At 61.0% G+C, this 13,045-nt stretch carries 12 protein-coding genes; 6 read left to right on the forward strand and 6 right to left on the reverse strand.

Annotated features, from left to right (window positions below):
- Window positions 1-48 precede the first annotated feature (48 nt).
- From ACM5SV_RS30065 to ACM5SV_RS30090, 6 genes are all read right to left on the reverse strand, one after another.
- Window positions 49-282 carry a DUF2171 domain-containing protein gene (locus tag ACM5SV_RS30065; protein ID WP_012757858.1) on the reverse strand — a complete coding sequence of 78 codons (234 nt, stop codon included), beginning with the start codon at window positions 280-282 and terminating at the stop codon, window positions 49-51.
- 80 nt (window positions 283-362) lie between these two features.
- Window positions 363-1,319: a DUF2950 domain-containing protein gene (locus tag ACM5SV_RS30070; protein ID WP_017994393.1), complete on the reverse strand. Its 957-nt coding sequence runs from the start codon at window positions 1,317-1,319 to the stop codon at window positions 363-365.
- 20 nt (window positions 1,320-1,339) lie between these two features.
- A complete protein-coding gene (locus ACM5SV_RS30075) occupies window positions 1,340-2,707 on the reverse strand; it encodes a DUF3300 domain-containing protein (protein ID WP_221991476.1) in 1,368 nt (455 codons plus the stop codon).
- A gap of 92 nt (window positions 2,708-2,799) precedes the next feature.
- The gene (locus ACM5SV_RS30080) at window positions 2,800-3,828 is read right to left on the reverse strand and encodes a DUF2955 domain-containing protein (protein WP_017994395.1); all 1,029 of its coding nucleotides are present in this window, start codon (window positions 3,826-3,828) and stop codon (window positions 2,800-2,802) included.
- Window positions 3,818-4,924, reverse strand: a complete 1,107-nt coding sequence (locus ACM5SV_RS30085; protein WP_012757862.1) for an HlyD family secretion protein — start codon at window positions 4,922-4,924, stop codon at window positions 3,818-3,820. The genes ACM5SV_RS30080 and ACM5SV_RS30085 overlap by 11 nt, the downstream gene beginning before the upstream one ends.
- A 152-nt stretch (window positions 4,925-5,076) precedes the next feature.
- A complete protein-coding gene (locus ACM5SV_RS30090) occupies window positions 5,077-5,334 on the reverse strand; it encodes a hypothetical protein (protein ID WP_012757863.1) in 258 nt (85 codons plus the stop codon).
- A 146-nt stretch (window positions 5,335-5,480) separates the two neighbouring features.
- Between ACM5SV_RS30090 and ACM5SV_RS30095 the strand changes: the two genes are divergently transcribed.
- From ACM5SV_RS30095 to ACM5SV_RS30120, 6 genes are all read left to right on the forward strand, one after another.
- Window positions 5,481-7,301 (forward strand): adenylate cyclase, encoded by a 1,821-nt coding sequence (locus ACM5SV_RS30095; RefSeq protein WP_222014954.1) that lies wholly within the window; start codon window positions 5,481-5,483, stop codon window positions 7,299-7,301.
- Between the two features lie 143 nt (window positions 7,302-7,444).
- Window positions 7,445-8,860, forward strand: a complete 1,416-nt coding sequence (locus ACM5SV_RS30100; RefSeq protein ID WP_113545862.1) for an alpha/beta hydrolase — start codon at window positions 7,445-7,447, stop codon at window positions 8,858-8,860.
- Window positions 8,861-8,910: 50 nt separating this feature from the next.
- Complete coding sequence (locus ACM5SV_RS30105) at window positions 8,911-11,067, forward strand: mechanosensitive ion channel family protein (RefSeq protein ID WP_017994398.1); 2,157 nt, start codon at window positions 8,911-8,913, stop codon at window positions 11,065-11,067.
- A gap of 54 nt (window positions 11,068-11,121) precedes the next feature.
- Window positions 11,122-11,526 (forward strand): hypothetical protein, encoded by a 405-nt coding sequence (locus ACM5SV_RS30110; protein WP_017994399.1) that lies wholly within the window; start codon window positions 11,122-11,124, stop codon window positions 11,524-11,526.
- Window positions 11,527-11,632: 106 nt separating this feature from the next.
- Window positions 11,633-12,280, forward strand: a complete 648-nt coding sequence (locus tag ACM5SV_RS30115) for a MarC family protein (protein ID WP_017994400.1) — start codon at window positions 11,633-11,635, stop codon at window positions 12,278-12,280.
- 342 nt (window positions 12,281-12,622) lie between these two features.
- On the forward strand, window positions 12,623-12,823 hold the full coding sequence (locus tag ACM5SV_RS30120; protein ID WP_026157393.1) for a hypothetical protein: 201 nt from the start codon (window positions 12,623-12,625) through the stop codon (window positions 12,821-12,823).
- Window positions 12,824-13,045 lie beyond the last annotated feature (222 nt).

Genomic DNA, 13,045 nt, shown 5'->3' on the forward strand with positions numbered 1-13,045 from the left:
ATCCTGTTCCAAGGAGGCTGCGGCCCGCAAGCCGCAGCCGACCGGCTGTCAGTTGATGGTGGCCCACTGGCTTCGAACATCCCTGGCGTTCTTCGACAGATGGACGTGAGCATCCACGTGATCGACCCAATCGATCGGGATCAAGTGGTGCTTGCCGTCCTCCGAATCGAGCTTCGTCAGCTTGATGCGCGTGGGGCCGTCGAGGTGATCGACTGTGCCGACATGGGTGCCATCGGCAGCCCGCACTTCCATATGTTCACGGATCTGCTCTGCGGAAATCATCGTTTCCTCCTTTGCAACATTGTCAGGTACGAAGCGGCAACGAGGTGGAGCAGACTTGGTTCCAAACACGCGCACCGTGTTCAATCGGCAGTCACGTCCCAATTGTCACCCGGATTGAAGGTCCTGACGCCAGCAGCTATTTTTTCGGTCTCCCGGCCGAGATCGGCCTGGTAGACCGTGCCGTTCGCGTTCACGACGAAGGTGTGCACGCCGGTTTCGCCATATCGGATCGGCCAGGCGATAAGGGCAAATCCTGCGATCATGTTGCCGTTGATCACATAATCGAACTCTCCGCCCGCGATGTTCGGCCCCTGGCTGTCGATGATCCTGTAGCGATAGCCGTAATAGCCCTCGCCGGCCTTGGCCTTATCAAGCGCCGCATTGTCTTCGAGGGCATTGCCCGCCGGGCTATCACCCTCGCCGAGATCAGGCGACCAATAGAGACCATCGGTTTTGCCGTCGCTGCTGATCAGTTTCTGGGCATACTCCAGGACGCCGTCATCATCGTGGTCGGCGGAAGAATATTCCTTTTGGGCGTCGACATAGGCCTGCATCGTGTCGATAGTCTGCAATTCGTTCTCGCCAACGCGACGATTGATGATCTCCTCGAACCCGGCATAGGTGTCGAAACCCCATTTGCCATCGTCGCCCTTCACGATCGGAAATGGCAGAGGCCATAATTTGTCGCCGATCTCGATGATCTTGCGGTTATCGACGTCCTTGACGACGATCTTCTTGCTTGTGCCGTCCCGGATCTGTGCGTAGGTGTCCATCACCCCTTCGCCTGCTTTCGCTTTCGCTGCATCGATGCCCAGCAGCGCCGTAAACTTATCGAAATCATCAGCCGCCAAGGCCGCCTTGAAAGCGTCGATGGCCTGTTCCGGCGTCTCGAATACGGGCGGATCGCTCTGCGCGGCGAAGCCCGAGATGACGGTCGCATCGGATGGCTCCGCTGCAGATGTGGAAACCGGATTGGTGGCGAGAACCGCAAAAGCGAACACCGAACCCAGAAGCATGTTTCTGACTGATCTGGTCATGACTTTCCTCCTTCTTCCGGTTATCGACGACGGCCGCCGCCACCACCGCCGCGGCGGATTTCTCCACGACCGCCACCGCGATTGCCGCCGGCCATGGCCTGTCTGCCGCGGTTGGACTGCATCTCAGCGCGCCTGCCGCTATCGACCTGGCCGAGTGCCGACGGCTTTCTCGGCCGGCTGTCGACCCGGGCCGCGGGCTTCGGCTTTGCGACCGGGCGTTTGGCGTTGACCCCGGGCCTTGCGTTTTCGGCAGCCCTGTTCGGCGTCCTTGCCTCGGGCCTGCGGGTCTGCGCAGCCTGCGCTCCCTTCCCGCCCCCGGAGACCACTCCCGAATTGCCTGCCTTGTTGCGAGCAGCATTGACCCTGTCCGCATCGATCTTGCTCTTGCGGACATCGTTGACGCTGACTTTGCGTGGCTGGTCGCGGACCGTGTTCGCACGGTCGTTGCCTCTTGCTCCGACCCTGTTGTTGCCGTTCGCCTCGATACTGGTCCGGAAGGAGCTGCGGTCGATCTTGTTGAACTGCGCACTGTCGAACCCGATCTTGCTGCGGTCGACGTTTTTCCAGTCGACGTCGTTGATATTCACTTTGCCGTTGATGTTGTTGAAGCAGTTGTTGCAGTCGATATCAACGTTGCCGTTCCAGCGCCCGCCCCATACACCCCAACGGTTCCAGTCGACGGCAGCCGCCCACACTGCTCCCGTCACCACGCCGGCAAAAAAGGTGGCGGTCGGATAGTAGTAGTTCGGATACGGCTCGGAATAGTAGCCGATCGGCGCGGCCACATAGTTCGGTTCATACAGCATCTCCGGCGCATACTGCGGAACGTAGATCTTGTCGGGACTGGCGGAGACGATCACCACATTGTCGTTCTCCTGGCTGACCTTGATCTTGTCGTCGCTCTTGATGATGCCGTCGGCGACCGCTTTGTCGCGCAGTTGCTGTATGGCGATCAGAACGTCCTTCTGCTGGTAGGAGAGCGCCTCTCCGAGAGACTGCGTCCAGTCCAGATCCTCGCTCATCATCGTGACGATCTGAGGATAGTTCAGCAGCGATACGATGCTGCCGTCCCACGTCGTCTTCGGCTTGAGCTCGGGCTGCTTCTTCAAGGTTTCGAGAAACCGGGCTGCTTCCACGACCTGCAGAGGATAGAGCGACGCCGATGTGACGAGCGCGACCAGTTCGTCCGGATAAAGTGCAATCCGCGCTACCAGGATTTCGAGTTCGTCCTCGCTCAGCGGCGCCGGCGCGTCGTCTTCCGCCGCGACGGGACTAGAAGCGGCAGGCTCCTGCGCGGCGGCGATCGGCATCGGATGTGGCGAAAACGGGAACCCTGCAAAAGGCAGGAACAGGCCCGTGGCGATTAACAATGCATGAGGTCTAGCCATCTCAAATCCTCCTTGCGGTCAGACATGGTGTGTAGGCTGCCGGCTTTAGTATATTCACATATACTTACATTCATTCCAGTGGCGAGGAAATGTCATGCCGATATCCTCTTCGTTTCCCTCGTCCGCGGCCACAGGATGACGGCAAACAGCAGCGCGTAGATCAAGGCCGCTGCGACATAGACGATGCGGGTCGCGAAGGATTCTGCAGCACTCCCCGGCAGAGGCGAGACCCCGAGGCCGAACAGGATCAGGAAGGTTGTCAGGGCGCCGGCAAAAACCGGGGCGTCCTTCGAGCGACCAGCCGCGCGCCCTCCGATGAGGAGGACGACGACGAGAACGATGAGGAAGATCGAGAAAAGATTGGGGCGCAGCGATAGCGCGGCATAGGCAACGGAGGCGAGCACTCCGCCGAACAGGTTGACGACCACGAGCCCGATCGCCACTCGCGCACTCGCGGCAACGTCGAGCTGCCCGAGCAGCGAAGCAACAGTGATCGGAATGACCGCCGCAGCGGTCAGGTTGTCGCTCGTCAGGCAGATCACGACGGAGCCCAAAAGGATGACCGTGTTTGCCAGCGCCCGAAGCAAGGCCGGCGGCCGCTCGTCGATCGCCACCGCCTCAACCTCCGGGGAGAACGGCTCGGGAAAGACCGCATGGGCGAACCACATCAGAGCCGTGCCGGACAACACCCCGGCGACCAGGATGGACAGGATGGAATTGGCGAGCTCCTTGTTCAGGATGCCGAGCAGAGGCACGATGATCGAAACGACGAGCACGAGAAAGACGGCCGGTCCTCCCTTTCCCGTCGACTGTGCGGCGAAGCACGCAAAATAGGTCAGCCCCAGGATCAGCAGAAATGGCGCCGGACGGTCGCCGAGCACCTTGGTCAGAACCATCATCGCCATCCCGGCGATCAGGATGATCATCGCCGCGCCGATGGTCTTGCCGAGCGGCATCGGCCGCGAACTTCCGAGCAGAAACTGGGCGGCAAAGAGCGGACCGAGGAAGGGCACAATGGCCCCCGCATAGACTGCGAGCGTGAAGCCGATCGAGACCGCGAACGCAACCCGCAGCCCCTTGCGTTTCTGCTCCTCGACCGCGAGGCTCCTCTCAGCGGACATAGGTCAGCACCGACATGATGCGGATCCAGAGCGATCCCCAGGCATTGGTGACCGGGTTGTCGCCGGTGTAGATGACGACGGTCGCCTGCGAGCCGTAGCGTACGCCGCCCTTGGGCCGCTGCGCCTCCTCGATGATGAGGCGGACCGGAAACCGCTGCGGCTCCTGGACCCAGCCGCTATCGCTCCGGATCGTCGGCAATCCGGTGTTCGGGTCCGTGCTCCCTTGCGATACACCGAAACCAACGCTCTCGACCTGCGCCGGAAACACCCGACCGGGAAGCGCGTCGAAAAGAACTTCCGCCCGGTTGCCGACGGCTACCTTCTCGAGGCTGTTCTCCTTGAAGGCGGCGGTGATCCAGATCGTGCCGACATCGATAAAGGTCATGGCTGACTGTCCAGCCGACACAACCTTACCCGTTGTAAGTTGGAGGTTGGTCACGACCCCGGCCGAAGGTGCCTGAACGGTGGTCCGCAGCAGATCGAGTCGTGCCTTTTCGAGCGCAGCCAGAGCTGCCCGGAGCTGCGGATTGTCATTTCCGCTCGGCCCGAGCTGCTCCTTGGCCTTGGCCAACTCAGCCTCAGCACCGGTGACGGCCGCCTCTGACTGACCGAAAGCCGATTTGGTTGAATCAGCCCGCGCTTTGGAATACACGCCCCTCTTTTGCAGCTCTGCGGCGCGCGCAGCTTGTTCGCGAAGATTGTCCCGATCGACTTGGGCCGTTACGAGCTTTGCCTGCGCCGCATCGACAGCAGCCGTTGAGGCGCCCATTGACTGGCCGACACTTGCAAGGCTCGCCTCGGCCTCACTGACCGCGAGTTCATAGCGCTCGGGATCGATACGAAAGAGAATCTGATTGGCCTCGACGCGCGAGTTGTCGGCGACGCCGACTTCCACCACCCGGCCGGTAACTTCGGGCGCGATGCCGACGATATAGGCTTGGACCTGAGCCTGCGAGGTCGACGGCGTGCGCCGCTCCATGAAGATGGAGAGGACGAACAGGACGAGCGCAAGGAGGAGGACGATGAGTGCTATCCTGCGGAGTGGATTCCGAGGCGTTGGGGAAATGGCAGGCTCGTCCAAGTTTTCGGAAACCACGGCAATATCCTTCGGAGGCGTTTCGTTTCGTGGAAGCGCAAAGTTTCAGCGCCGGACATTTGTCGCGATGGTCGTTGCCGGGCGATGGAACGCAAGTAGGTAACCGTAACATACGCCTCGCGATGGCTTGCCGCGTGCGTAGTCTCTCCTCGTCAGCGAGCGGTTGGCGGTACCGAGGCGTCAAGCGCGCCCTCTATCTCCTTGGAGAGTTCGGCGATCAGTTCCTGGTATTCGACGACGCGCTCCTCGCGTTTCGGATCGGTTGAGACGTTCCATTTTTGCAGCGCCGATTGGGCGTCGGCAAAGTCCCTGCAGATTTCCCGAAAATCCTCACTGCGGGCAGAGAGATCGTCGATCGCCTTGATCCTGGCTGGAAACTGCCGACGGACTGCGGTCACGTCTTCGTCCATGGTCCACTCCTTACCGGCATTCGAGACGTCGCCACTGCAACGTGTGCCAGATCCCGATCTTCATGGACGACGATCGGTTCGTGGAGTATGTTACCGTAACATACGGTCTGGCAGCGATGTGACTCCACGGGGGATTGGGGACAGACATGCAGACATCGATACCAGCAGAGGGGTCTGCTGCACCCATTTCTTCAAGGCCGGCGCCTCAAGCCGACGATATCAGCGAGCAACTGGAACGTGTCGTCTCCAGCCCTGAATTTCCGGGCGTCGGTCGCGCGGCAGCGTTTCTCCGCTATGTCGTCTCGGAAACCCTCGAGGGTCGGGACAACCGGATCAAAGCCTATTCGATCGCGATCGAGGTGTTCGGCCGGGATCCCGGCTTCACCCAGGACGATCCGGTGGTCAGGATCGAGGCCGGACGGCTGCGGCGGTCGCTCGAGCGCTATTATCTCGTCGCCGGGCAGCATGACCCTGTCAGGATCGACATCCCCAAAGGCGGATATGTTCCAACCTTCGCCTGGTCCTGTCCGGAGTCAGCCGAAATTGGAGACGAAGACGCTGGCGAAACATCGCCCTCTGAGGTCCGCCCCGGAGGCTGGTGGCGCGCAAGGCGGGTGTTGTTGCCGGGTGCTGCTGCGCTCGCTGCGGTGACTATTTCGCTCTATTGGATCGGGACGCGATCTCCCGCTCCGTCGCTCGAACGCGTTGCAAGCCTGTCGCCCGATCGTCCGGCCCTCGTGGTCGCTCCCTTTGCCAATCTCGGCGAAGGGCCGGAGGCACAGCTCTACACGGCTGGCCTGACCGAGGAACTGATGACCATCCTGCCACGGTTCAAGGAGATCAAGGTCTTCGGCCGCGAAACGTCCAAGTCCCTCCCCGCCGATGTGGACGCATCGGAGATTCGGGCCGAATTCGGCGCACGCTACCTCCTTGCCGGCGGGGTACGCACGTCGGGCAAGCGTCTTCGTGTGACGGCGAGACTGCTCGATACCTCGGACGGCGAGATCCTCTGGTCGGAGAACTATGACAATGATCTCGCATCGGGAGACCTGTTTGCGATCCAGACGGATGTCGCCAGAAAGGTCGCGACCGCCATCGCCCAACCCTACGGGGTCATGGCACAGATCGACTCCGCCGGTCCGCCGCCGGACGACCTCGGCGCGTATGAGTGCACGTTGCGCTTCTATGCCTATCGTTCGGAACTGAGCGCCGAAGCGCATGCGCGCGTCCGGGATTGCCTAGAAGCTGCGGTCGCGCGGTTTCCGAGCTATGCGACCGCCTGGGCAATGCTGTCGATCGTCTATCTCGATGAGGACCGGTACAAGTTCAATCCGACACCAGGCCAGGATTCAGCCATACAGCGTGCACTCGATGCCGCCAGGCGCGCAACCCAGATCGATCCGAACAATACGCGCGGACTTCAAGCACTGATGACGGCGCTGTTCTTCGACAGGCAGCTGGCTGAATCACTTCGTGTGGGCGAGCAGGCGCTCGCCACCAATCCCAATGACACCGAACTGATGGGCGAGTTCGGAACGCGGCTTGCGATCGCTGGCCAGTGGCAACGTGGAGCAAGCCTGCTGGACCAGGCCATCGCGCTCAATCCAGGCAGCGGCGGCTTCTACCACGGAACGCGAGCCCTGGCCGCCTACATGCTCCGCGACAACCACACCGCCGTGCTGGAGATCAGGCAGGCGAACATGCAGAAGTTCCCTCTCTTCCATGTTGTTGCCGCCATCATCTACGCAGAAGCTGGCATGATGGACGACGCCCGCCGGGAAGGACAGGTGTTCGTCGGCATGCGACCAGACTTCCTGCCGAACATTGTAACGGAACTCGCAATGCGCAACATGCAGCCCGAAGATCGCGATCGTCTGATCGAAGGACTTCGCAAAGCGGGGATGACGGTGCCCGATCCCGACGCAATTGCGTCGACTGCCGCCACCTCGGACCTGCAACCTCGCTGATACTGTCTCCCCGACCGTAACATACCCGATCATACGGGCACGCCATCTCGTCTTCGCATAGTCTGACCTCAGTGCCGACTTCGACCGCCGCGGCGTGCGGCGTCGAGGCCCGTACAAACTTGACAGGGCTATGAGGAACGCCAGTGAGCACAGCAAAATGTCTTGACGGCCGAATTCAACCAAGCCCTTCCCTAGCGCAATTCCAGCAAAAGTGCGCAGCGGTTTTGCGTCCGGAATTGCGTGAAAACAAAAAGACAGAGCATTTCCGTGGCTCGGAGAAACTAGGTAATGCTCTGGGTTTGAAATGGATATCGGCTCTGCTGCTGCTCTGCGCATTGGCCGGATGCGGAGGCCACCCGAAGAACGTGCTCATCCCGGTTGCCGATAGCGCGCCGAACGCCACCAAGGTCGCCATGCTCGTGACCACGACGCGCAGCCGCTCCACGATCCAAGGCGAAATGTTCACGGGCGAACGCGCACTCGCCCCGGCCTTTGCCGACATCACCGTATCCATCCCGCCTGCGAACGTCCGCAAGATCGGCGAAGTCGCCTGGCCGAAAAGGCTTCCATCCAATCCGGCAACGGACTTCGCAACCTTGAAAGCCGAGGAGATCACGCGCGACGACGCCAAGAAATGGCTGAGCGCCTCTGTCAGGAAGAGCCGCGACCGCAGCGTGCTGGTGTTCATCCATGGCTTCAACAACCGTTTCGAAGATTCCGTCTATCGCTTCGCTCAGATCGTCAAGGATTCTGGCGTCCACAGTGCGCCCGTGCTGGTGACGTGGCCGTCGCGCGGAAGTCTGCTCGCATATGGCTATGACAGGGAGAGCACCAACTACACGCGCAACGCATTGGAGATGCTCTTCCAGTATCTCGCGAAGGATCCAGAGGTGAAGGAAGTCTCGATCCTGGCGCATTCGATGGGGAACTGGCTGGCGCTGGAAGCGCTTCGGCAGATGGCGATCCGCAACGGCCGCCTCCCTGCCAAATTCGAGAATGTCATGCTGGCCTCGCCCGACGTGGATGTCGATGTCTTCCGCCAGCAGATCGTCGACATGGGCAAGCAGCATCCGAAGTTCACCTTGTTCGTTTCGCGAGACGATCGCGCGCTCGCGGTATCGCGCAGGGTATGGGGCGACGTCGCCAGACTCGGCGCCATCGATCCCGAGCAGGCCCCCTTCAAGAAGGAACTGGCCGACAGCCAGATCACAGTCATCGACCTCACCAAGGTCAAGGCGGGCGACAGGCTGAACCACGGAAAATTTGCGGAATCGCCCGAGGTCGTTCAGCTCATCGGCGCGCGGATTTCCGACGGCCAGACGCTGACCGACAGCAAGGTCGGGCTCGGGGATAAGATCCTCGCCGCGACGACGAGCACGGCGGCGGCGGCGGGCAGTGCAGCCGGCCTGATCCTGGCCGCCCCGGTCGCGGTCGTCGATGCGGATACCAGAGATAATTACGCCGGCCAGGTCAGCGGCCTCACGGGTCCCGTGGGTAGGCAGCCGAAGGCATCCGAGTGCACTGCCGCAGGTCGATCGAAGGAGACATGCAGGCAATAGCGCGTCAGCAACCGGCAGACGGAACAGCTTCATCGAGATCAGGATAGACGATGCTACCACTTTCCAAGATCCGCATGGTTAGACCGCTTCTCGCCGGGGCCATCCTGGCGTCCATTCTCCTTTGTGCCTCCAGTGCCGTGGCGCAGAGCGCCACGCCTGCGAGCCCACAGCCTGAAAGTGTCCAGCGCTTTATCGGCATGTTTTCTGATCCTGACGTCCAGCGCTTCCTGCAGCAGCAATCGGAAGCAGCAAAGGCAGTAACGGAACCACCCGTCGCAACGCCGAACGCCGAGCCCTCATTCTCGGAATTCACGATGCGGTTCCGTGTCCACGCTTCCAACCTTCTCGGGGCTATCCAGTCCTTTCCTTCGGAGATGATGCGTGGTGCGGCCATACTCGACCAGGACGTCCAGGCGAACGGCGGGACGCGGCCGATCTTCCTGGTCGCGGCCTTCGTCGCCGTCGGGCTGGCCGCGCAATGGCTGTTCTGGTGGATCAGCGCCGGCTGGCGCTCATGGATGGCACGTGCACCCTATGCGACGGTTCTGGAAAGAGTGACCGCATTGACTGCGAGGCTTCTGTGGGCGGCATGTTACGTCCTTTCGTTCGGTCTCGGCAGCATTGGCTTCTTCCTGCTGTTCCAATGGCCGCCAGTCATCAGGGAGATCGTCGTCGGGTACCTCTTCGCAATTGTCGTCTTCCGTCTGGCGAGCGCGCTTTTCGACGTGTTCCTGGCGCCGCGGGCGGAGGAAGGGGGTGGATTTCGTGTCGTCCCGATCACAAGCGATACCGCCGGCCACTGGGCAAAACGCCTGGGCTATCTCGTCGGCTGGTATGCCTTTGGCTGGGTGAGCATCCGCCTGCTCGGTACTCTCGGCTTTTCGGTCCCGGCCCGACAGCTCGCCGCCTATTCTCTCGGCCTCGTGCTGCTTTTCATCGGTATCGAAGCCGTCTGGAGACGGCCGTTTCAATTGGCTGCCGGTCAAGCGAGCCGGATCGGCCTGCGGACGCGGAACTGGCTCTGGACAGTCTATTTCGTTGCCGTCTGGCTGTTGTGGGTGGTCGGCGCCATGAGACTGTTCTGGATCGCCGTGGTCTGCGCCGCCCTGCCCGGTGCCATCGCCCTCACCAAGGCGTCGGTCAACAATATTCTGCGCTCTTCCACGGACGAAGAGGACGGCCACAAGAAAGGCACCGTCGTCTCGGTGATCGTCGAGCGCGGCATCAGGGCGGCGCTGATCGTCGGCGCCATCATCCTGCTTGCCGATGCGCTCGATATCAGGCTGACGCAAATGACGATGCAGGATTCGCCGCTTCTACGCCTCGTGCGTGGCCTCCTCAGCGCCGGGATCATTCTTCTGGTCGTCGATCTTGCCTGGAGCGTCGTGAAAGTGCTGATCGATCGCAAGCTCGGCGACACCGAGGCCGTCCTGGAAGTCGGTAGCGAACGAGAGCGGCGGCGCACGCGTCTCAGAACACTCCTACCGATCCTTCGCAATTTCCTGATGATCCTCTTCAGTGCCGTCGCAATCATGATGGCACTGTCATCGCTGGGGGTCGAAATCGGTCCGCTGATCGCAGGCGCCGGCGTGGTTGGCGTCGCGATCGGCTTCGGGGCGCAGACTGTTGTCAAGGACGTGATCAGCGGGATGTTCTACCTGCTCGATGACGCCTTCAGAGTGGGAGAGTATATCCAAAGCGGCAGCTACAAGGGCACCGTCGAGTCCTTCAGCCTGCGATCCATCAAGCTCCGGCACCAGCGCGGCGCGGTCTACATCGTGCCCTTCAGCGAGCTTGGAGCAGTCCAGAACATGAGCCGCGACTGGGCGATCGAGAAGATGACGATCACCATCACTTACGATTCCGACATCGAGAAGGCCCGCAAGATCATCAAGAAGATCGGCCTGGAACTGTTCGAGGATCCGGAGTTCAAACCGACGACGATCGAGCCGTTGAAGATGCAGGGGATAGACAGCCTCGGCGACTCAGGCCTGCTCCTGCGGATGAAGGTCATGACGCTTCCGGGCCAGCAGTTCACGCTGAAGCGGCGGGCCCTGCGGATGATCCATGAGGCGTTCAACGAAAACGGCATTAAGCTCGCCGTGCCGACTGTCCAGGTCTCGGGCGGCAGGGACGACGCTATTGCAGCCGCTGCCCAGCAGACGCTCGCCGCTCACAACGCGGCCACCGCTGCGGGCCCGGCCTGAGGCCGGCGCTTTTAGGCAATGAAACGAAACACGAGAGCAATGGGAGGAAATGAAATGAAGATCCTGGTCATCCTATCGCACATGCTTGCGACACTTGCCGTCATGATGACGGTCAGCGCGCCCGTCCTCGTTCCCGCAACGGCCGAAGCCGCCCGTCGTGGCGTGGCGGCATGTGGTCCGAGAGGCTGCGGCGCTGCAGCCTGCGGACCACGCGGATGCGCTGCGGTCGGACGCCGAACCGCTCCCGTCGTTCGCCCGCCCGTCCGGCGCGGTGTCGTGGTCGTCACCCCTCGCCGCTACTGGCGTCCGGGGACCGCCATCGCCGCGGGTGCTGCCATCGGCTTCGTCGCCGGAGCTGCGGCCGTTTCACTGGCAGGCACGCCGCCGCAATCCGGTCAATGCTGGTATTACACCTCGCCCGCCAAGACGACGGGCTTCTGGGACGTATGCCCGCGCTGAGTGCTCGCAGAAAAACTGGCGAGTTCGTTTGGTTCTCTTCGTCACTATCCTCCCCCGGGCGGGGAGGGTCTCGATTTCCGCGTCACAAATTTAGAGGGCACGTTCCATGGATTTCACAGTCATCGATGCCGCACTCGTCGGAAAACTTCTGCTGCTGCTTCTGATCGGCATGGGGCCGAAGATTGCCCTGGTGCCGTTTCTGGAAAAGACCCACGCCTTCGATACCGAAACCAAAGTGCGCATCGGCCGCCAGATGGTTATGATCGCCGTTGTCACGGCACTGATCCTTTTTGCCACCGGCGCTCTGCTGATGCGGCTTCTCCACATCACGGGCGGCGCCGTCGCCGTCGCCGGCGGTATCATCCTCGCGCTGATCGCCATCAAGATGGCATCAGGACCGACAGAAAAGCCGCATGACGACATTGCGGCGCCAGTCGATCCGGACAAGCTGGCCGTATTTCCGCTTGCGGTCCCATACCTGCTCAATCCTGTCGGCATTACGGTCATCATCATCGCGTCGGGCGAAGTCGTCTCGATCGCCAGCGCGATACTCGTCATCGGCCTGATCCTGATCGTCGGCGCGTTGGACTATCTGGTGTTCACCAACATCGACAAGCTCGCCAAGCGTATGAAGCCAGTTACCATGATCGTCTCGGAGGTCGTCTTCGGCATTCTGCTGACCGCAGTCGCAGTCCAGCTGATCGTCGTCGGGCTTGGCAATCTCGGGATCATCACCCCGGCCGCTGCACACTAGATCCGACAATTTTAGGCCGGACCGGCCTAAAGTTTGAACCGGGATTCTAAATCAAAGAAATAGAGCGTGATGTCGTCCGAAACCTCTCACGCATTTCGGCATCATATTTAGCTGCAGATTTGCGATCCCCCTGCACGGAAAGCCGGGGGATTAAGCTCGATGCCAGGCTGCAAAGGTGCCACAGACGGCCGGCGGGCACGCAACGATCATTCAATATCTCTGATGTTATCCATAAGATCTATTCGTTTGAATGATGAGTTTTCAAGGCCCATATTAGGATCATGGACATGGACGAACCTCCCATTGACGACCATGCCCCAGACCCTAGAAAGGAACCGGAAAATGACCACTCTCACCTATCGCGGTGGTGGTAAGTCCCTCACCTCCAGCGAAAGCCGCTTCGACCTGGCACATTATGCCCGCAAGCTTGTGCTCGCCTGGACGCGCTGGCAGACGGCCCGTGAAATCGAAGCCATGCCCTTCGACATTCGCAAGGACATCGGCTGGCCGAGCACGGACGACAACAAACACCGGACCATGTAATGAATGCGACATTCCTCCCAAGATAAGGGCGGCGCCTGCCTCGTGCAACGCCGCCTTTTTCGTGGCCTGATCGTCCATTCCTAAGCCATTTTCAACATTGAATTTCAGTCGCCTATGAGCCTCTCTTTTGCATTGCCCGCAGCCGTTCCCACGGTTTGATCGGCCAAATCGCCGGCGATGTCGCATATTTGCTCTTCCCGGCCGCATTTTTCCATGCCAGTG

This window comes from Rhizobium sp. CRRU65 (genome assembly GCF_048551595.1).
In the GTDB taxonomy this organism is placed as follows: domain Bacteria; phylum Pseudomonadota; class Alphaproteobacteria; order Rhizobiales; family Rhizobiaceae; genus Rhizobium; species Rhizobium leguminosarum_J.